General features: G+C 59.5%; 15 protein-coding genes and 2 pseudogenes. 10 read left to right on the forward strand and 7 right to left on the reverse strand.

Annotation, left to right across the window (positions count from 1 at the left end):
• Positions 1-13 precede the first annotated feature (13 nt).
• From H7R73_RS16750 to H7R73_RS16760, 3 genes are all read left to right on the forward strand, one after another.
• Positions 14-1,270 (forward strand): adenylosuccinate synthetase, encoded by a 1,257-nt coding sequence (locus H7R73_RS16750; RefSeq protein ID WP_010673886.1) that lies wholly within the window; start codon positions 14-16, stop codon positions 1,268-1,270.
• Positions 1,271-1,448: 178 nt separating this feature from the next.
• Positions 1,449-1,982 carry a YbhB/YbcL family Raf kinase inhibitor-like protein gene (locus H7R73_RS16755; RefSeq protein ID WP_049637270.1) on the forward strand — a complete coding sequence of 178 codons (534 nt, stop codon included), beginning with the start codon at positions 1,449-1,451 and terminating at the stop codon, positions 1,980-1,982.
• A gap of 11 nt (positions 1,983-1,993) precedes the next feature.
• Positions 1,994-2,797: a helix-turn-helix transcriptional regulator gene (locus H7R73_RS16760; RefSeq protein ID WP_103259742.1), complete on the forward strand. Its 804-nt coding sequence runs from the start codon at positions 1,994-1,996 to the stop codon at positions 2,795-2,797.
• A 103-nt stretch (positions 2,798-2,900) separates the two neighbouring features.
• Here the strand turns inward: H7R73_RS16760 and tyrS are convergent, their stop codons facing one another.
• Positions 2,901-4,100, reverse strand: a complete 1,200-nt coding sequence (gene tyrS / locus H7R73_RS16765) for a tyrosine--tRNA ligase (protein WP_103259741.1) — start codon at positions 4,098-4,100, stop codon at positions 2,901-2,903.
• Between the two features lie 114 nt (positions 4,101-4,214).
• Between tyrS and H7R73_RS16770 the strand changes: the two genes are divergently transcribed.
• Together H7R73_RS16770 and H7R73_RS16775 are read left to right on the forward strand one after the other, a co-directional pair.
• Complete coding sequence (locus H7R73_RS16770) at positions 4,215-5,525, forward strand: peptidoglycan DD-metalloendopeptidase family protein (protein WP_041212599.1); 1,311 nt, start codon at positions 4,215-4,217, stop codon at positions 5,523-5,525.
• A 153-nt stretch (positions 5,526-5,678) separates the two neighbouring features.
• Positions 5,679-6,803, forward strand: coding sequence for an anhydro-N-acetylmuramic acid kinase (locus H7R73_RS16775; RefSeq protein ID WP_103259739.1), 1,125 nt, complete (start codon positions 5,679-5,681; stop codon positions 6,801-6,803).
• Positions 6,804-6,916: 113 nt separating this feature from the next.
• Here H7R73_RS16775 and H7R73_RS16780 read toward each other — a convergent pair whose 3' ends face one another.
• The 5 genes and pseudogenes from H7R73_RS16780 to H7R73_RS16800 all read right to left on the reverse strand — a co-directional run.
• Positions 6,917-7,318, reverse strand: a complete 402-nt coding sequence (locus tag H7R73_RS16780) for a hypothetical protein (RefSeq protein WP_223920217.1) — start codon at positions 7,316-7,318, stop codon at positions 6,917-6,919.
• Positions 7,319-7,693: 375 nt separating this feature from the next.
• The gene (locus H7R73_RS16785; protein ID WP_103259738.1) at positions 7,694-8,566 is read right to left on the reverse strand and encodes a hypothetical protein; all 873 of its coding nucleotides are present in this window, start codon (positions 8,564-8,566) and stop codon (positions 7,694-7,696) included.
• Between the two features lie 848 nt (positions 8,567-9,414).
• Positions 9,415-10,062: pseudogene (locus H7R73_RS16790) on the reverse strand (IS4-like element ISApu2 family transposase); the annotation flags it as partial.
• A gap of 16 nt (positions 10,063-10,078) precedes the next feature.
• Positions 10,079-11,353, reverse strand: coding sequence for an IS4-like element ISApu2 family transposase (locus H7R73_RS16795; protein ID WP_011191341.1), 1,275 nt, complete (start codon positions 11,351-11,353; stop codon positions 10,079-10,081).
• Positions 11,354-11,455: 102 nt separating this feature from the next.
• Positions 11,456-12,088, reverse strand: a pseudogene (locus H7R73_RS16800) (IS4-like element ISApu2 family transposase); the annotation flags it as partial.
• 345 nt (positions 12,089-12,433) lie between these two features.
• Between H7R73_RS16800 and H7R73_RS16805 the strand changes: the two are divergent.
• Together H7R73_RS16805 and H7R73_RS16810 are read left to right on the forward strand one after the other, a co-directional pair.
• Positions 12,434-13,699, forward strand: coding sequence for a RidA family protein (locus tag H7R73_RS16805; protein WP_103259737.1), 1,266 nt, complete (start codon positions 12,434-12,436; stop codon positions 13,697-13,699).
• Between the two features lie 136 nt (positions 13,700-13,835).
• On the forward strand, positions 13,836-14,705 hold the full coding sequence (locus tag H7R73_RS16810) for a hypothetical protein (protein WP_197971165.1): 870 nt from the start codon (positions 13,836-13,838) through the stop codon (positions 14,703-14,705).
• 80 nt (positions 14,706-14,785) lie between these two features.
• Here the strand turns inward: H7R73_RS16810 and tkt are convergent, their stop codons facing one another.
• Positions 14,786-16,777: a transketolase gene (gene tkt, locus H7R73_RS16815; RefSeq protein ID WP_103259736.1), complete on the reverse strand. Its 1,992-nt coding sequence runs from the start codon at positions 16,775-16,777 to the stop codon at positions 14,786-14,788.
• Between the two features lie 340 nt (positions 16,778-17,117).
• Between tkt and metK the strand changes: the two genes are divergently transcribed.
• The 3 genes from metK to H7R73_RS16830 all read left to right on the forward strand — a co-directional run bounded on the left by metK (position 17,118) and on the right by H7R73_RS16830 (position 19,643).
• Positions 17,118-18,269 carry a methionine adenosyltransferase gene (gene metK, locus H7R73_RS16820; protein ID WP_010673869.1) on the forward strand — a complete coding sequence of 384 codons (1,152 nt, stop codon included), beginning with the start codon at positions 17,118-17,120 and terminating at the stop codon, positions 18,267-18,269.
• Positions 18,270-18,337: 68 nt separating this feature from the next.
• Entirely contained in the window at positions 18,338-18,877 is a 540-nt protein-coding gene (locus tag H7R73_RS16825; protein WP_103259735.1) for a SprT family zinc-dependent metalloprotease, read from the forward strand.
• Between the two features lie 73 nt (positions 18,878-18,950).
• Positions 18,951-19,643 (forward strand): endonuclease, encoded by a 693-nt coding sequence (locus H7R73_RS16830; protein WP_039040144.1) that lies wholly within the window; start codon positions 18,951-18,953, stop codon positions 19,641-19,643.
• Positions 19,644-19,679 lie beyond the last annotated feature (36 nt).

The following is a 19,679-nucleotide window of genomic DNA, read 5'->3' on the forward strand; positions in this document are numbered from 1 at the left end:
AGGAGAAAGAGTCATGTCGTCTATCGTAGTCGTAGGTGCTAACTGGGGTGATGAAGGCAAAGGCCGCATCGTCGATTATCTGGCAGGCCAGGCTGGCGCCAGTATTCGTTTCCAGGGCGGCAACAACGCCGGCCACACCGTGGTCAACGATCTGGGCACCTTCAAGCTGCACCAGGTGCCGAGCGGCGTCTTCAACCCGGATTGCCTGGTCGTGCTGGGCCCCGGCATGGTGATCAGCCCCGAGAAGCTCACCGTCGAGCTGGAAGAGGTCAAGGCCTCCGGCGTCATTCCCAAGCTCGCCATCTCTGACCGTGCCACCCTCTGCCTGCCGCTGCACGCGCTGGAAGACACCCTGGAAGAGCAACGCCTGGGTGACGGCGCCTACGGCTCCACCCGTCAGGGCATCGCCCCGGCTTACGGTGATCGGGTCATGAAAAAGGCGATCCTGGTGGGCTGGCTGAAACAGCCGGACGTGCTGGTCGAGCGCATCCAGTTCATGCTGGACTGGAAACTGCCGCAGATGAAGGCTCTCTATCCGGACTTCGAATTCACCCAGACCGCCCAGGAGATGGCCGACTGGCTGCTGGAAGTGTCCGCTCCCTGGCTGGACGCCGTCTGCAACGTCAGCATGCCCCTCAAGGCACTGCAAGCCGAAGGCAAGACCCTGCTGTTCGAAGCCCAGCTGGGTGCCGGCCGTGATCTCATCTACGGCGAATACCCCTGGGTCACCTCCTCCCACGTTTCCGGCGCCTACGCCGGCATCGGTGGCGGTCTGCCGGGCCTGCGCCCGGAGCGCGTCATCGCCGTGGCCAAGGCATTCAGCTCCTCCGTCGGTACCGGCACCCTGCTGACCGCCATGGAGAACCAGGACGAGTTCCGCAAGATCACCAACGAGTTCGGCGCCACCACCGGCCGTCCCCGTGACGTGGGTTACTTCGATGCCGTCGCCACCAAGAACGGCGTCGAGCTGCAGGCTGCCACCGAAGTGGCCCTGACCAAGCTGGACTGCCTGACCGGTCTGCCGGATCTGAAGATCTGCGTGGCCTACGAAGGTGCCCACACCGAGAACCCGATCTGGCCGCAGACCGCCGCCCTCACCCCCGTCTACGAGAAGATGGAGAGCTGGAGCGAAGACATCAGCGGCTGCCGCACCTTCGCCGAGCTGCCCAAAGCTGCCCAGGACTATGTGCTGCGCATCGAAGCCCTGCTGGGCGTGCCGGTGCCCATGGTCTCCGTCGGCCCGGGCCGTGACGAGATGATCCTGCGCTAAGGCCCCTCGCCTCTCCCAAAAACCGGCATCCCAGGATGCCGGTTTTTTTTATACCCCTCAAAAGCCCCGAACAGCTCACAAAAGCCGTCTCCATGGCATAATTTGAGCCATACGGGCACTCTGTTTTGAGCCAGCCCCCTTAGAGTGAATGCCATATTCACACAAAGGAGTGCCCATCATGAGATCCCCCATTATCCCGCTGCTGCCCCTGTTCTGCCTCGCGGCTCTGCCCGCCGGCGCCATGACCCTCAAGAGTACCGACATCCGCGAGGGTGAACCCATGGACAAGGTCTTCAGCTTCAACGGCTTTGGTTGCAGCGGCGAGAACCGCTCCCCCCAGTTGAGCTGGCAGAGCCTGCCCGCCGGCACCCAGAGCGTCGCCATCACCGCCTATGACCCGGACGCCCCCACCGGCAGCGGCTGGTGGCACTGGCTGGTGGTGAACCTGCCGGCCAGCCAGAGCGAGCTGCCGAGCAATGCCTCCGGCAAGATCAAGCAGGGGCTGGAGCTTGGCACCGACTACGGTACCCAGGGTTATGGCGGCCCCTGCCCGCCCGCCGGTCACGGCATGCACCGCTACCAGTTCACCGTCTGGGCCCTGCCCAAGGCGCTGGAGGTGAAGGCCAACACCCCGCCCGCCATGGTAGGCTACATGCTCAACAGCCTGGCCCTTGGCAAGGCCACCCTGACCGCCACCTTCACCACCCCCTAGGAGCCCGCCCGATGAGCACGCCCCTGCTGCAACTGAATCACTACTTCGGGATCCGCCAGCAGCCCCTGCGCCGGGTGCTCATCTACGCGCCGACCCTCATCTGGGTGCAGCAGGGCCGCAAGCAGCTGTGGTGGCGGGAGCAGCGCCTCTCCTTTGACAAGGAGAGCTGGCTGCTGATCCCGGCGGGTCACCGGCTCACCTTCGTCAACCAGCCGGAGCAGGGCACGTTTCGCTCCCAGGCGCTCACCCTGCTGGCCCCGCCACCGGCCGAGTGGCTGGCAGAGAGCACCCTCGATCTCCTCAAGCCACCGGCCATCAGGGTGACGTCGGCCCTCGCCTTCTGCTTCGATCTCGTCACCACCATGGCGCAGCGGCAGCTCTGCGAGACGGCCCAGACCCAGCTGCTGCAAGGGTTTTATGGCGAGCTCAGGGAAGCGGGGGGCCTTGGCCTGCTCTTTCCTGCCACCACCATGACCCTGGGGGAGCGGCTGGCCCGTTACCTCAGTGTGGAGCCTGGTCTCGATCACCGGCTGGAGACGGTAGCGACCCACTTCGCCATGAGCCGCGCCTCCCTGGTCCGCAAACTGGCCGCCGAGGGGCGCAGCTTTCGCCAGGTACTGACCCAGGTACGCCTGGGGCACGCCCTCACCCTGCTGCAACAGGGGCTCACGCCGCTTCAGACCGCCCTCGCCTGTGGCTACGACTCCCCCGGCCGCTTTGCCGCACGCTTCAAGGAGGAGTTCGGCCTGACCCCCCACCAATACCTGCGTACCTGCCCCGGGAATCATGCCGCTCGCCAGGTAGGAGAACGCTGATCGCCCCTCTCCTTTGCATGGCATCGAACGCCATGCTGCATCCAAAAAACAAAAAGGCCTCCGCAAGGGAGGCCTTTCTTATGGCGGCGCCGCAGGTGGCGACTTACTTCACGGTCACCCGGGCAAACTTGCGCTTGCCGACCTGGTAGACGGCGGTACCGGCACCGATGAGTGCCTTGCCATCTTCCAGCTTCTCGCCATCAACCTTGACCGCGCCCTGCTTGATCATCCGCAGCGCTTCGGAGGTGGTGGCCACCAGATCGGCGTCTTTGAGCAGGTTGGCAATGGCCAGCCCTTCCCCTTCCAGCGCCAGCTCGACTTCCGGCATGTCGTCCGGAATGGCGTTCTTGGAGAAGCGCTGGGTGAAATCTTCGTGGGCCGCTTCAGCCGCCGCTTCATCGTGATAACGAGCGATGATCTCTTTGGCCAGCCAGATCTTCACGTCGCGCGGGTTGAGAGTGCCGGCAGCAATGCCCGCCTTGAACTCTTCGATTTCAGCCAGCGGACGGAAGGAGAGCAGCTCGTAGTAGTTCCACATCAGATCGTCGGTGATGGACATGATCTTGCCGAACATCTCGCCCGGAGCGTCATGGACGCCGATGTAGTTGCCTGCGGACTTGGACATCTTCTTGACGCCATCCAGACCCACCAGCAGCGGCATCATCAGCACGCACTGGGTCGCCATGCCGGCATCTTTTTGCAGCTCGCGGCCCATCAGCAGGTTGAACTTCTGGTCGGTACCGCCGAGCTCGACGTCCGCCTTCAGCGCGACCGAGTCATAGCCTTGCAGCAGCGGATAGAGGAATTCGTGAATCGCGATGGACTGGCCGTTGCTGTAGCGCTTCTTGAAGTCGTCGCGCTCCATCATGCGGGCCACGGTCTGCTTGGCCGCCAGCTTGATCATGCCGGTCGCACCCAGCTCGCTCAGCCAGCTGGAGTTGTACTCGATGCGGGTCTTGGCCGGATCGAGGATCTTGAACGCCTGCTCGGCATAGGTGAGGGCGTTGTGCTTGATCGCCTCTTCGGAGAGCGGCGGACGGGTGGCGTTCTTGCCGGAGGGGTCACCCACCATGGCAGTGAAGTCACCGATCAGCAGGATCACTTCATGGCCCAGATCCTGGAAGGTTTTCAGCTTGTTGAGGATCACTGTGTGACCCAGGTGAATGTCGGGGGCCGTCGGGTCCATCCCCAGCTTGATACGCAGCGGGCGCCCTTCCTTCAACTTGGCAACCAGTTCCTCTTCAACCAGAATTTCTTCCGCTCCGCGCTTGATCTCGGCTAGCGCCACCTCGAGCTGGGACATTTTTTGACTCTCCAATCACGATTCCACAGGGCCAGACATATTACTGGAATGGCGGGCCAATTGGAAAGGCGGTAAACTCCGACCTTCTTCCGGGTTCAACTTTGTCTGCTTCTCATGGTCCTTTGGCACGCCTTCAACTCTCTCCCTCACTGGCACCGCAAGATGGTGCTTATCCTGAGCATCATGGTGATGATGCTGGCGGCCTGGCCGAGCGAACAGGCAGTCGCCACCCGGGTCGATGACAACGACAACGAACTGGCCGTCGAGCAGCAGGTCGACGAGGAGGCGCAGCTGGCACGGGCCGAGCCCGTCACCCCGCCCAAACCGCGCTATGTCACCAGACAGGTGAAGGTGCGCAGCGGCGACAACATGGGGGTCATCTTCCAGCGCCTGGGCCTCAGCACCACGGATCTGCACCTCATCGACCAGCTCGAGGGCACGGATACCCTGCGCCTGCTCAAACCCGGTCAGGAGCTCACCTTCAAGCTCACCAAGGGCGGCGAGCTGCACAGCCTCTATTACCCTCACAGCCTGGAGCAGGCGCTCAAGGTGAACCGCCGGGATGACGGCTTCGTGGCCAGGCCGGTGAAGATCGAGCTCGACACCCGCGAACAGGTGGCCCAGGGGGAGATCCGCTCCAGCTTCTGGGGCGCCGCCGTCGAAGCGGGCATGACGGAAGACCAGATCATGGATCTCGCCGCCATCTTCGGCTGGGACATCGACTTTGCCCAGGACCTGCAACCGGGGGACAGCTTCCGGGTGGTCTACCAGGACAAATACCAGGATGACGAGCGGGTTGCCTCCGGCGACATCCTGGCCGCCGAGTTCGTCAACCAGGGGGCCATCTACCGCGCCGTGCTGAACACGGATGGCAACTACTACACCCCGGACGGCAAGGCGATGCGCAAGAGCTTCCTGCGCGCACCGGTCAACTTCAAATACATCAGCTCCAACTTCAATCCGCGCCGCCTTCACCCGGTCACCGGCAAGGTGCGTCCCCACAACGGTATCGACTACGTGGCGCCGGTGGGGACCCCCATCATGGCGGCGGGCGGCGGCAGCGTGGTGGCCGCCGGCTACAACCAGTTCAACGGCAACTACGTCTTCATCAAGCACGCGGGCAACTACGTGACCAAGTACCTGCACCTCTCCAAGCGCACCGTCAACAAGGGGCAGCGAGTGAAGCAGGGGCAGACCATCGGCCTGCTCGGTGGCACCGGCCGGGTCACAGGCCCGCACCTGCACTATGAATTCGTGGTGGGCGGCGTGCACAAGAACCCGCGCACCCTCAACCTGCCCCAGGCGGAATCTCTCAGCGGGCGGGCGCTGGCCAGCTTCAAGGCCCAGGCCATGCCCCAACTGGCCAAGCTGGACAGCCCCGAGCTGCAACTGGCCAGAAACAAGGGCAACGGCGACGACAGCTGAGCGCTGTCGACCAAGGCGGAACACGGCATCGGACGGTTCCCCCGCATCATTGAAAGGGGTTGTCATGACGGAACGCTATATAGGCTTGATGTCCGGTACCAGAGCGGGGCACGGCATCGAACCGTTCCCCTGCATCATTGAAAGGGGGTTGTCATGACGGAACGCTATATAGGCTTGATGTCCGGTACCAGCATGGACGGTATCGACGCCGTGCTGGTGCAGATCGAGGGGGATGCACTGCGGGTCGAGGCGGCCCTCTGCCATCCCTGGCCTGTCGATACGGCTCGCACCCTGCATGAGCTTTGCACCCCGGGGGAGAACGAAATCGACCGCATGGGGGTCGCCGACAACCTGGTGGCCCGCGAATTTGCCGCCGCCACCCAGGCTTTGCTCGCCAAGGCGGCGCTGACTCCCAAGGAGATTCGCGCCATCGGCAGTCACGGCCAGACCATACGCCACCGCCCCCAGCTCGGCTTTACCCTGCAGATCGGCAACGCGGCCTTGCTGGCGGCGCTGACCGGCATCGACGTGGTGGCCGATTTTCGCACCATGGACATGGCCCTCGGCGGTCAGGGGGCGCCCCTGGTGCCCGCCTTCCATCAGGCGCTCTTTGCCCGCCCCGGCGCCCTGCGGGTCGTGCTGAACCTCGGCGGCATTGCCAATATTTCGGTGCTGCCCGGCCAGACCGACGGGGGGGCTGGTTCAGGGGTATATGGCTTCGATACCGGCCCCGCCAACACCCTGCTCGACGGCTGGTATCGCCGCCACCAGCCCCACGGTGGCAGCTATGATGCCGGTGGCCAGTGGGCCGCCAGCGGCAAGCTTATTCCTGCGCTGCTGGAGCAGTTGCTGGCTCACCCCTACTTCGCCGCCCCCGCCCCCAAGAGCACGGGGCGTGAGATGTTCACCCTCGACTGGCTCGACGGCGAGCTGGACGGCTGCGCATACGCCCCCGCTGATGTGCAGCGTACCCTGCAATCCCTCACCTGCCACAGCATCGCCCGCCAGTTGCCCACCCACCGTGATGCGCCAACCCGGCCCGAGCTGTTTGTCTGCGGCGGCGGCGCCCACAACGCCCCGCTGCTGGCGGAGCTGGCAGCCCTGCTGCCCGACTGGCATCTGACCAGCACCGCCCAGCTCGGCCTTGCACCGGACTGGGTGGAAGGGGCCGCCTTTGCCTGGCTGGCGCAGCGCTTTATCCAGCGAAAGCCGGGCAACCTGCCTGCGGTGACCGGCGCTAGCCGCCCGGCGGTACTGGGCGCCCTCTATCCCGCCTGAGCCGCTCCCCGAGCGCCATCCGCCCCTAATGAAACAAGCCCGAACAGGTGCACCTGTTCGGGCTTGTTGTTATGCCTGGCGCCAGATGACGCAGACCCGTCACTCTGTGCTCCCTACCCGAGCCGCTCTTTCAACCTGGCCGCCTGCGCCTTGAAGGCCTCATAATCGGCGACATGCCGACTCCTGGCGGCGGTGATCCACTGCACGCCCGTCTCGTCGGCGTGGGAAAATTCGATGCAAAACTCATATTTCGCGCTGGAGATCAGCCCCATCAGGGCGCCAGACAGAAAACCCACCAGAGGCAGGAAGAGCACGATGAGCCAGTTGCCCGCCTGCTCGTAGGAAGGGGTGAAGTAAAAGAGCACACTGGAGGTGACCACTCCCAGCAACAAGCTCTTCTTGAGCCTATCCATCCAGCCGAGTGCTTTTACCTGCACGCCGACGATGCGGCCCAGATCGTAGCGATCCTTGTTCACCCTCAGTGTGTTGTCCGACTGCTCAATGGCAATGGCCATCCTGATACTCCGTTCTGTTGGCTATGGCGATAAGGGGTTGCCGTGGCGGCCCCGGATTGTGCATCCCGTGATCATGACGGACCAGCGGCCAGCCACGGGGCGATGGGCGGCACCTCCCCCAACAGGAACACACGCTGCGCATGGTATCGTATGGCGCCAAACATCAAAAGACGTTCACATCAAAAGGCGAGGTGGATCACCTTCTATCCACCCCTTGTCCCCCGTGCAGCCGTTGGCTTTTCTGGCCATCCTCTCATGGGCAAGGTAGCCGGGGGATCAGGGGTCAGTGAGATTACAGCCCCGTGATGACCCTCAGGAGGGGCGGGCCGATGGGATAGCGCCATGGGCCCGCACCTCGAGAGCACTCCCATGGCCCTAGAAGGCCCACTTCAGGAAGCGGTTTACCTGGCGCTTGACCGGTGCACAGAGCGGCGGTTTGGGAGGCTCCAGGTTGATCTGTCTGCGGCCCACCCTGGCTTCGCCCCGCAGCAGGATCTGGAGATAGTGGGGATGCTGGCGCTGGATGAATCGAGAGATCTCATGGGCCCAGGGTTTGGGGACTCCCCACAGGGTCGAGGCCAGAGCGCCGACGATACAGAAGAAGGCGGGCTCGTGCATGCCCATCCTGACGCCATTCTCCAGCGCCTCTTTGAAGGAGCCCGAATGGGCGATGCAGGTCATCACATTGACCATGAAGGCGGCATAGTCATCTTCCCCGCCGTGGCCCACCCTGGCCACCAACCCGGCCTGCGGTCTGTAGCCGAACTGGTGGCCGATGTGCTCAAGCACTGCATTGCGCTGGCGAATGACCTTGGCATAGAACATCAGCATGGCGGTGCAGTCGAGCGCCTGGCTCAAGGCCGCCTGATGAGGATGGCTCTGGGTGGGACGGGGGGTGGTCAGCAGCGCGATCTCCTCCGAGATGGCGAGCAGACCGATGGGCACTGCCGTGCTGATAAAGGCGAGATCGATGGCGATCGCCAGGTCCTGGCCCTCCTCCATCCGGCCAATGACCACCTGCTCGGCAAAGAGGCGACGCTGGCGCTCGATAAAGGCGCCATAGATCAGGGCCCTGAACTTCTTCTGGGGATAGGGGGTATCGAGCAGGGTCTCCATGGTCAGGATGGCGGCACCGGTGCGACCGCGCAGTTGATAGTCGGGGGCGAGGGGGAAGTGCTTGCCTAGGCGGGGGGGTGGCCGAAACCCGCTGGTGCGGCTGTACATGTCACCCAGAATGAATCCAAGCATAAAACCTCCGAAGTCAGATGACGGGGATCGCGATGCGATCGCATGTGCCACTCCCGGGCAGATGAGTGCCGATCCGTGCTGCTCGTCGGCAGGGTCCCTGATTTCATTATTAATCATACAGTTAATAATCCACCCAAACCCCGACCCAGGTCGCAATAACGGCAGTTGATGATAAAGAGCACAAATAAGGGTGTGCGGGGAAGATGAGCCGGCTGCATCGCAAGGAGTGCGGGATACGTCAGGGCGGCAAAGCAGGGCGGACTCCGGGGCCCCCTCACAGGAAAGGTCATGACAGGAGTGATATGCATCGGGGGGCGGCAAGTCGGGCCAGGCAAGGGGAAGGCCCCCTCCCCTTGCGTATGAGCCTTGTTGGCGGGCTGCGTTCGCGCCGCTGAAAAGATATGGCATAGGTGGCGCGGTGACCCGCCCATGTCAGCCTCCGCTGCAGGGGCTAAAAAGCGCCCTCTCTTTCTCCCGTATTTATGTCATGACCTGTGGCCATGCAAAGAGGGTGAATGTTATTTCAGTGTGCTCACCGCAGCATATTTTGGCGGCGCTGAACAGGGCGTCGAGAGAGCGATAAATAGATAGCTATGCAAAACCGGGAGAATAAGCTGCAATGTCGCCAAAAGTATTAACGGAGGATTCACAGGCTGTAACCCTGATGCGCGACAATATGGCGCTATCTGGTTCCACTTTCATGGTAAAGCGGGATCATCATCACCTTTATTTGCCATACCCGTCATGAATTGAATCGCAAAATGAATATATTTCACTCTGTTGAGCCACTTCATAGAAACAGGATCCCGGTTTGCATCCCCGGATAACCGCCCCCCATGTACAGAACCTTAAGCGGCAAGCGAATTAATAATACCGTCTAACGTGTTGTTTTGCTTGGATTTTCTCTGCCTACTCTTTTTGCCGTTTTTGGATAAATACACCATTGCCCACTCCAACTTCTCTGTTATTTCCTGCCACGCACCATGGATGATGCTCGCCAATATCGGCATTAACCAAAGCGCGCTGTTTTTGGCAATCTTCAGCATCGATAACTCCGCGCTGCCAATCAGCGTCAGCGCCAGCCGACGTTTGACCAGCAAGGCCAGCAAACTAGCCCAGATCAAGCCTTCCGCTATCGCTTTTTGTCGTGTCGCGAACGCCTTCAACCGGTTATGTGATTTCAGCTCTTTGAACAACAGTTCGATCTGCCAACGGCAACGATACAATGCCATCACCTTCTCGGCTGGCCATCGCTCACGCGGAAGATTGGTCATCCATATACAGAACCGTTTTTCCTCTGCAAACCAACGTCTTATGAGTCGATATTTATACTTTCCCGAACTCACATCCAGATCCAGAACCTCGGCTCTGCAGCTTCTCCGATCGATATCCTTGAGCTTTTTTCCGAGTAACTTGGGCATTTCCCTGCCGTCCTGTCGGTAAGCTGCCTGTACTTTGGGATTGAGATTTTGACTCCCTCTGACCAGATAGCTTCCTTTCATGTACAGAACCTTAAGCGGCAAGCGAATTAATAATACCGTCTAACGTGTTGTTTTGCTTGGATTTTCTCTGCCTACTCTTTTTGCCGTTTTTGGATAAATACACCATTGCCCACTCCAACTTCTCTGTTATTTCCTGCCACGCACCATGGATGATGCTCGCCAATATCGGCATTAACCAAAGCGCGCTGTTTTTGGCAATCTTCAGCATCGATAACTCCGCGCTGCCAATCAGCGTCAGCGCCAGCCGACGTTTGACCAGCAAGGCCAGCAAACTAGCCCAGATCAAGCCTTCCGCTATCGCTTTTTGTCGTGTCGCGAACGCCTTCAACCGGTTATGTGATTTCAGCTCTTTGAACAACAGTTCGATCTGCCAACGGCAACGATACAATGCCATCACCTTCTCGGCTGGCCATCGCTCACGCGGAAGATTGGTCATCCATATACAGAACCGTTTTTCCTCTGCAAACCAACGTCTTATGAGTCGATATTTATACTTTCCCGAACTCACATCCAGATCCAGAACCTCGGCTCTGCAGCTTCTCCGATCGATATCCTTGAGCTTTTTTCCGAGTAACTTGGGCATTTCCCTGCCGTCCTGTCGGTAAGCTGCCTGTACTTTGGGATTGAGATTTTGACTCCCTCTGACCAGATAGCTTCCTTTGGCTTTGGTCACATCAGCAAAGTACTCGCGGCTGATGTAACCGGCATCCGCCAATAACAGTTTGTTATTTAACGAATTTGCGGCCGGAAGATGCTTGCGCTCCGATTCGGTATCCGCCGTGATACTCATCGATATCGGCGACTGGTCCAGCAAGGACATGGTCATATGACACTCTACCGCAGCGGGGCTGTGCTTATTGAATCGGCCCGGGAAATGTTCTGCCAATTGCGGATGTAACGCGAATGACGACCCGTCCTGCAGCAGTACCTGCTCAAAGCCTGCCAGTCCGTGGGCGTCCGGTAGACACTCCTTGAGGCGTAAGGCGATGGCTCGTTCAACCAGTGCGCGCATGAACAAGGGAAAACCCTGCTTGCGTAACTGGTTGTGAAAGGGTTTATACGCTATTTGGTCAGTATCATGGAGCTGCAACGCATTGAAATGGCGATGCAAACCAGCAATACCATCCACCTTGTCGCAACCAAGCCCTGAGAGCAGAGCCGGGAGTAGTCTCGCAGGCTGGATATCCCGGAGTCGCTGACAAAAACCGGTAAATTTACCGATCCGGTTGAGTTCAGAAGAGCTAAGAAGTTGCTTGAGGTACTGGGTTGCATTGATAATAGTCATGGCTTCGGGCGTGTCGGTTTTTTTTTGCGATTAAATCAGATCACAAACGAAGCCTTTTTTCTATCTATTTCAATTGGTTGTAGCTAAAGATCCTGTACATGAGCTTCCTTTGGCTTTGGTCACATCAGCAAAGTACTCGCGGCTGATGTAACCGGCATCCGCCAATAACAGTTTGTTATTTAACGAATTTGCGGCCGGAAGATGCTTGCGCTCCGATTCGGTATCCGCCGTGATACTCATCGATATCGGCGACTGGTCCAGCAAGGACATGGTCATATGACACTCTACCGCAGCGGGGCTGTGCTTATTGAATCGGCCCGGGAAATGTTCTGCCAATTGCGGATGTAACGCGAATGACGACCCGTCCTGCAGCAGTACCTGCTCAAAGCCTGCCAGTCCGTGGGCGTCCGGTAGACACTCCTTGAGGCGTAAGGCGATGGCTCGTTCAACCAGTGCGCGCATGAACAAGGGAAAACCCTGCTTGCGTAACTGGTTGTGAAAGGGTTTATACGCTATTTGGTCAGTATCATGGAGCTGCAACGCATTGAAATGGCGATGCAAACCAGCAATACCATCCACCTTGTCGCAACCAAGCCCTGAGAGCAGAGCCGGGAGTAGTCTCGCAGGCTGGATATCCCGGAGTCGCTGACAAAAACCGGTAAATTTACCGATCCGGTTGAGTTCAGAAGAGCTAAGAAGTTGCTTGAGGTACTGGGTTGCATTGATAATAGTCATGGCTTCGGGCGTGTCGGTTTTTTTTTGCGATTAAATCAGATCACAAACGAAGCCTTTTTTCTATCTATTTCAATTGGTTGTAGCTAAAGATCCTGTACATGAACCGCCCCCTAGAATTCTCCCGTCTGAATCATCAGGCCAACTTCTCTCCCTTGTCTGTTGCACGCGCTGTCTGCATCGAAACAGGGCTCGACACTGTGATGATCGTTCTCCTTTTCTCCGTCGCCCTGCGGCGGGAACGGGCAACTGTTGCCGCAATATCACGAGTCATCAGCGTGCCGTATTCGGCCAGGGAAGAACAATGCGGCCCGGACCCTACATCAAAAACGAAAAAGGAGTATCGCCATGAGTGGTACCATCATCAAGTCAGCCAGAAATACCCCCAATGCGCCTCAGGATCTGGGGCCCTATACCCAGAGCGTGGCCTTCTCCCACTACAACAATATTGCCGCCCAGCTCCCGGTCGATCCGAAAACGGGCGCGCTGGTCGCAGGGGATATCCAGGCGCAGGCCAGACAGTGTCTCACCAATATCCAGGCCATCGTCCAGAGCGTTGGCCACGGCATGGAGGACATGGTGAAGGTGACCCTGTTCCTCGCGGACATCGCCGACCTCGATGCCGTCAACGCCGTCTATCGGGAATTCTTCCCCCACTCGCTGCCGACCCGCACAGTGCTCGCCGTCGCCAGTCTGCCGCTCGGCGCCAGGGTGCAGATGGACGCCCTGCTCTCCAACGGGGAAGGCACCTTCCCCCAGGCCCCCTGCCCGCTGCTCAAGATCTCCCGAAACAGCGACCGCGCCCCGCAGGATCCGCTCTCCAGCCAGAGCGTCGCCTTCTCCCATTACAACAATATCGGTGCCCAGCTGCCCCTCGACCCCGCCTCCGGCGCCCTGGTTGACGGTGGCATTCGCGAGCAGGCGGCCCAGTGCCTGCGCAATATCAAAACCGTGCTGGAGAGCATCGACGTGCCCTTTGACGACATCGTCAAGGTGACTGTCTATCTGACCAATCTGGCGGATCTCGACGCCGTCAACGAGGTTTACACCACCTTCTTCCCGGACTCCGCTATCGCCCGTGCCGTCGCCTATCTGCCCGCCCGCTCTGTGGTCAGTGCCGCCGCCCTGCCGCTGAGCGCCCGGGTGCAGATGGATGCGGTCATCTCCCACGGTGACGGCACCCCGCCCCAGCTGGTGGAAGACAGGCACAATCTGGTGATCCGTGCCCGCAATACCGACAAGGCACCGAGAAGCCCGCTGCATACCCAGAGCGTCGCCTTCTCCCACTACAACCATATCGCGGGCCAGCTGCCGCTCGACATGACCACAGACAAAGTGCTGACCGGTTGCGTCCGTGAGCAGACCGCCCAGTGCCTCGGCCATATCAAGACCATCGTCGAGAGCATCGGCCATGTGATGGACGATATCGTCAAGGTCAATATCCAGGTGAAGAACATCGCGGATCTGGCGGACGTGGATGCCATCTACGCCAAATATTTCCCGGGCTATCTGCCTGCCCGCACCGTATTCGGGGTAAGCGAACTGCCCGCCGGCGCCCTGGTGCAGATGGATGCGGTGATGTCCAATGCGGAAAGCACCCCGCCGCAGGTGTAAGGTTGCGCTAAATAATAAAAAGAGACCGGCTGATAGCCGGTCTCTTTTTATGTAACATGTGGGGGATTATTTTTATGACATCGTCTTAAAGAACGCGAACGTCCGATTACGCTTCGCTAATCGAACCTACAAGCTCATGCATATAATTGATGTCACTACAGATACTTGGGGATGGTTAGTGATGAGTAAAATTTCAGAAAGAGTAAGACATGTAAAAATCAGAGATGGATATTGTTTGATTTGTGGAGAATTTGGCACACTCTCGATAGATCATGTTCCTCCGCAGGGTTCAATTACTGTAACCAAGGTTGAACAACGTCATATTATGGAAATGATGGGAGCAGGTGCCAAATCAATAAAAGGCGTACCATCAACCAATGGAAGCAAATTCAGAACAATCTGCAGCGACTGTAACAGTAATATCTTAGGAGGCAATGATGGCGAGGTTGCGGATGCAAATAAAAAGCTGACAAGTAAAATTCGTAATTATTTTCAGAATCCAACCTCCCCATATAATACCGTATCTATTGACATAAACCCTATCAAATATGCCAGAGCGATGATAGGCCATATTCTATCTGCAACATCAGTGACCGAGTGTAAAGAGCCACCACAAAAATCTCCGTACTTTGATCCACTAAAGAAATTTGTACTAGGGGATGACTATGCCATTACAAAAACCCATGATATATATTACTGGTTTTATCCTTACGATCGTCACTTGAGCGCAAAGTGTGTGAGCTTTTTCAATCAAGGGCATTCTACAGTACTAAGTTTATTGTCATTTTTTCCAATCGCATTTCTCGTAACCCCAAAAGATGAAGGTATATACCCAACGCATGCCGCGCGATTTGATTTCAGTTCTAGTAAATTAGTTCTAGATTTATCCAGTTACAACATTCATTTTTCTGACTTTCCTTTTTCAGAATTAAAAGGAAATCAGATGTGTTTACTAAACGATTGTCAGACAATAATAAGTTATCCAATTAAGAACCAAGAGATATAGTATATTTAACTATTTTTATTACAATAAAAAAGCGCCTCCCAAGGGAGGCGCTTTTCAGTTCTATACAAAGCAATTAGCTATTACAGGGACTCTGCGGTCGCAACCACATTTTCCACGGTAAAGCCGAATTCCTTGAACAGCAGCTCGGCCGGGGCGGACTCACCGAAGGTGCGCATGCCGATGATCTTGCCGCCGAAACCGACGTACTTGTACCAGTAGTCAGCGATGCCCGCTTCGATGGCCACACGCTTGGTGACGGACATCGGCAGGACGGACTCTTTGTACTCGGCAGACTGGGCGTCGAACACGTCGGTAGACGGGATGGAGACCACGCGCACGGCACGGCCCTTGGCAGTCAGCTGCTCATAGGCAGCCACGGCCAGTTCCATTTCGGAACCGGTGGCGATCAGGATCAGCTCCGGGGTACCGGCGCAATCCTTCAGCACGTAACCACCCTTGGCGGCATCGGCCAGTTGCTGGGCGGTGCGGTCCATCTGGGCCAGGTTCTGACGGGAGAAGATCAGGGAGGTCGGACCGTCGGTACGCTCGATGGCGTGTTTCCAGGCGATGGCGGACTCTACCTGGTCACACGGGCGCCAGGTGCTCATGTTCGGGGTCAGACGCAGGGAGGCGATCTGCTCCACCGGCTGGTGGGTCGGGCCATCTTCACCCAGACCGATGGAGTCGTGGGTGTAGACGAAGATGGCGCGCTGCTTCATCAGGGCGGCCATGCGCAGGGCGTTGCGGGCGTACTCCATGAACATCAGGAAGGTGGCGCCGTAGGGGATGAAACCACCGTGCAGGGCGATGCCGTTCATGATGGCGGACATGCCGAACTCGCGCACGCCGTAGTGGATGTAGTTGCCTGCGGCGCTCTCGGGAGTCAGGGACTTGGAGCCAGACCACATGGTCAGGTTGGACGGCGCGAGATCCGCGGAGCCGCCCATGAATTCCGGCAGCAGCTTGCCGAAGGCTTCCAGAGAGTTCTGGGACGCTTTACGGGTCGCGATCTTGGCCGGGTTGGCCTGCAGGGTTTCGATGATCTTGGCGGATTCAGCAGCCCAGTTGGCCGGCAGCTCGCCAGTGGTGCGGCGCTTGAATTCGGCAGCCAGGGCCGGGTGAGCGGCTTCATAGGCGGCGAACTTGGCAGCCCAGTCGGATTCGAGCTTGGCACCCTTCTCCTGACCGTTCCACTCGGCGGTGATGTCGGACGGGATGACGAACGGCGCGTGGTCCCACTTCAGGAAGGCACGGGCGGCGGCGATCTCGTCGTTGCCCAGCGGTGCGCCGTGGCAGTCGTGGGAGCCGGACTTGTTCGGGGAACCGTAGCCGATGATGGTGCGGCAGCAGATCAGGGTCGGCTTGCCGGTCTCGGCCTTGGCGGCTTCGATAGCGGCGTTGATGGCTTCCGGGTTGTGACCGTCAACGGCCGGGATGACGTGCCAGCCGTAGGCTTCGAAGCGCTTGGGAGTGTCGTCGGTGAACCAGCCTTCTACGTGACCATCGATGGAGATGCCGTTGTCATCCCAGAACGCGATCAGCTTGCCCAGACCCAGGGTGCCGGCCAGGGAGCAGGCTTCGTGGGAGATACCTTCCATCAGGCAGCCATCGCCCATGAAGGCGTAGGTGTAGTGGTCGACGATGTCGTGACCCGGCTGGTTGAACTGCTCGGCCATGGCCTTCTCGGCGATCGCCATGCCCACGGCGTTGGTGATGCCCTGACCCAGCGGACCGGTGGTGGTTTCAACGCCCGGCGCATAACCGTACTCCGGGTGACCCGGGGTGCGAGAGTGCAGTTGGCGGAAGTTTTTCAGATCGTCGATGGAGAGGTCATAACCGGAGAGGTGCAGCAGGGAGTACAGCAGCATGGAGCCGTGGCCGTTGGAGAGAATGAAACGGTCGCGGTCGGCCCACTTGGGGTTGTTCGGGTTGTGTTTGAGGTGGCTGCGCCACAGCACTTCAGCGATATCCGCCATTCCCATGGGGGCGCCCGGGTGACCGGAGTTGGCTTTTTGAACGGCATCCATACTCAATGCACGAATGGCATTGGCAAGCTCTTTACGAGAAGGCATCTGTATCTCCTGCGATTGCTTCATTTGATGGCCAAGATTAAGGCGCGTTATTGTCCCAGCAGGGGGCGCGGCGTGCAAATATTATCTGGGCGAATAAAGTGGCTTTGGGAGCACAATCGCTTTTCTGGGCGGGGAAAACGATTCAATCCGCCCCCTGCCTTACCTCCATGGAGGTGGATCCCTTCCCCATCCCGCCCCGGGCGGCTCCACCCCCAAATAGTGCTGGCAATCACCGGATGACCTATTTAAAATAGACGTCCAGATGTAGATACCTCTACAGTCATCCTGTCATTATCCGGTTATGGCCAAGGCGATAACCCTTACGAATCGAGAACCAAACATGGCAAAGCTGTTTACTTCCGAGTCGGTCTCCGAAGGCCATCCCGATAAAATCGCCGACCAGATCTCCGATGCGGTGCTGGACGCCATCCTGCAGCAGGACACCAAGGCGCGCGTCGCCTGCGAAACCCTGGTCAAGACCGGCATGGTGATGGTAGCCGGCGAAGTGACCACCTCTGCCTGGGTCGACATCGAACAGATCGTGCGCGACACCGTGCGCGAGATTGGTTACACCCACTCCGACATGGGCTTCGACGCCGACTCCTGCGCCGTGCTGAACGCCATTGGCAAACAGTCTCCGGACATCAACCAGGGCGTCGACCGTACCGACCCGCTGGAGCAAGGTGCCGGTGACCAGGGCCTGATGTTCGGCTACGCCACCAACGAAACCGACGTGCTGATGCCCGCGCCCATCACCTACTCCCACCTGCTGGTGAAGCGTCAGGCTGAAGTGCGCAAGAACGGCACCCTGCCGTGGCTGCGTCCGGACGCCAAGAGCCAGCTGACCTTCGCCTACGACGACGCAGGCAAGATCCTGGGTGTCGATGCCGTGGTGCTCTCCACCCAGCATTGCGACTCCATCAGCCACAGCGATCTGGTGGAAGCGGTGCGCGAAGAGATCATCAAGCCGGTGCTGCCGGCCGAGTGGATCAACAAGGACACCAAGTACTTCATCAACCCGACCGGCCGTTTCGTCATCGGTGGCCCCATGGGTGACTGCGGTCTGACCGGTCGCAAGATCATCGTCGACACCTACGGCGGCATGGCCCGTCACGGTGGTGGCGCCTTCTCCGGCAAGGATCCGTCCAAGGTGGACCGCTCCGCCGCCTACGCCGCCCGCTACGTGGCCAAGAACATCGTGGCCGCAGGCCTCGCGGATCGCTGTGAAGTGCAGGTCTCCTACGCCATCGGCGTGGCCGAGCCCACCTCCATCAGCGTCGAAACCTTCGGCACCGGCAAGGTGGCCGAAGCCCTGCTGGTCAAGCTGGTGCGCGAGTTCTTCGAGCTGCGCCCCTATGGTCTCATCGAGATGCTGGATCTGAAGCGCCCGATCTACCAGGCAACCGCCGCTTACGGCCACTTCGGCCGCGACGAGTTCCCCTGGGAGAAGACCGACAAGGCCGAGCTGCTGCGCGCTGCCGCTGGCCTGTAAGGCTCGAGGTTGTGATAAAAGGGGAGCCTGGCTCCCCTTTTGCTTTTGTGTCCTGTCCCGAGGATCCCATGCCTGCCACTGCCACCCGGCTTGACCCCGCCCTCATCGAGACGCTGCTCGCGCGTGTCGAGGCCTGCTTTGTGCAGGCTGAAACGCGCCTTGGCCGCACCTTCCCGCGCCCGCAAGTCCACTGCAACATGCGGGGCCGGGCGGCAGGATCTGCGCGGCTGCAAACCTGGGAGCTGCGTTTCAATCCGGCGCTCTATCAGGCCAATCAGCAAGCGTTTCTCAGGGAAGTGGTGCCCCACGAGGTGGCGCACCTGCTGGTCTATGCGCTCTGGGGAGAGGGGCGCGGCAAGAGCCGGGTACTGCCCCATGGTCGCCAGTGGCAGTCGGTGATGCGGGAGCTGTTCGGCCTCGAACCCAGCACCACCCACAGCTTTGATCTGGGGGTGCTGGCCCAGCGCACCTTCTTGTATGCCTGCGCCTGCCAGCAGCATCCCCTCTCGGTGCGCCGCCACAACAAGGTGATGCGCGGCGAGGCCCGCTATCACTGCCGCCGCTGTCGCCAGCCCCTGGTGTGGCAGCGCGACACGACGGCGGATTGAGTCACCCCGTGTCGCGCTCCTGTGATAGGGTGCGCGCTTACTTCATTCAACTGTCTCATTGCCAAGGATATTCATGTTTCGCCCTCTGCTCTCCCTCTGCCTGGCCCTGCTGGTCAGCGCCCCGGCCCATGCCGACAACATCCAGACCTTTCGCGCCGCCAAGCAGGATCTGAACAAGCTCTACCAGAGCCACCCCGTCACCTTCTACTGCGGCTGCAACATCAAGTTCAGCGGCAAGAAGATGGCCCCCGACTGGGAGAGCTGCGGCTACCTGCCGCGCAAGCAGGCCGAGCGGGCCTCCCGCATCGAATGGGAGCACGTGGTGCCCGCCTGGGAGTTCGGCCACCAGCTCCAGTGCTGGCAGGACGGGGGTCGCAAGAATTGCGGCAAGAGCGACGAGTTCAACAGGATGGAGGGAGACATGCACAACCTCTTCCCCGCCATCGGCGAGGTGAACGGCGATCGGGCCAACTTCCGCTTCAGCGACTGGAACGGCAAACCGAACCAGTACGGCAAGTGCCAGATGCTGGTGGACTTCAAGGAGCGCCAGGTGCAGCCGCCCAAGGGGCCGGTGCGTGGCCAGATCGCCCGCGCCTACCTCTACATGAGCCAGCAGTACGGACTGCGTCTGGCGGCCCAGCAGCGCAAGCTTTACGAAGCCTGGGACAGGCAGTATCCGGCTGATCGCTGGGAGTGCGAGCGCAACCGCCGTATCGGCAAGCTGCAGGGCAATACCAATCCCTTCATTGAAAAGCAGTGCCAGTAACCCCATTTGACCAGGGAGGGGGAGCGTCCCCCTCCT

The organism is Aeromonas sp. WP2-W18-CRE-05, from assembly GCF_014168615.1.
Classification (GTDB): Bacteria; Pseudomonadota; Gammaproteobacteria; order Enterobacterales; family Aeromonadaceae; genus Aeromonas; species Aeromonas caviae.

Coding starts and splice junctions, on each gene's coding strand:
- H7R73_RS16750 (WP_010673886.1), top strand. CDS start 14: ATGTCGTCTATCGTAGTCGTAGGTGCTAACTGGGGTGATGAAGGCAAA.
- H7R73_RS16755 (WP_049637270.1), top strand. CDS start 1,449: ATGAGATCCCCCATTATCCCGCTGCTGCCCCTGTTCTGCCTCGCGGCT.
- H7R73_RS16760 (WP_103259742.1), top strand. CDS start 1,994: ATGAGCACGCCCCTGCTGCAACTGAATCACTACTTCGGGATCCGCCAG.
- tyrS (WP_103259741.1), bottom strand. CDS start 4,100: ATGTCCCAGCTCGAGGTGGCGCTAGCCGAGATCAAGCGCGGAGCGGAA.
- H7R73_RS16770 (WP_041212599.1), top strand. CDS start 4,215: ATGGTCCTTTGGCACGCCTTCAACTCTCTCCCTCACTGGCACCGCAAG.
- H7R73_RS16775 (WP_103259739.1), top strand. CDS start 5,679: ATGACGGAACGCTATATAGGCTTGATGTCCGGTACCAGCATGGACGGT.
- H7R73_RS16780 (WP_223920217.1), bottom strand. CDS start 7,318: ATGGCCATTGCCATTGAGCAGTCGGACAACACACTGAGGGTGAACAAG.
- H7R73_RS16785 (WP_103259738.1), bottom strand. CDS start 8,566: ATGCTTGGATTCATTCTGGGTGACATGTACAGCCGCACCAGCGGGTTT.
- H7R73_RS16795 (WP_011191341.1), bottom strand. CDS start 11,353: ATGACTATTATCAATGCAACCCAGTACCTCAAGCAACTTCTTAGCTCT.
- H7R73_RS16805 (WP_103259737.1), top strand. CDS start 12,434: ATGAGTGGTACCATCATCAAGTCAGCCAGAAATACCCCCAATGCGCCT.
- H7R73_RS16810 (WP_197971165.1), top strand. CDS start 13,836: ATGCATATAATTGATGTCACTACAGATACTTGGGGATGGTTAGTGATG.
- tkt (WP_103259736.1), bottom strand. CDS start 16,777: ATGCCTTCTCGTAAAGAGCTTGCCAATGCCATTCGTGCATTGAGTATG.
- metK (WP_010673869.1), top strand. CDS start 17,118: ATGGCAAAGCTGTTTACTTCCGAGTCGGTCTCCGAAGGCCATCCCGAT.
- H7R73_RS16825 (WP_103259735.1), top strand. CDS start 18,338: ATGCCTGCCACTGCCACCCGGCTTGACCCCGCCCTCATCGAGACGCTG.
- H7R73_RS16830 (WP_039040144.1), top strand. CDS start 18,951: ATGTTTCGCCCTCTGCTCTCCCTCTGCCTGGCCCTGCTGGTCAGCGCC.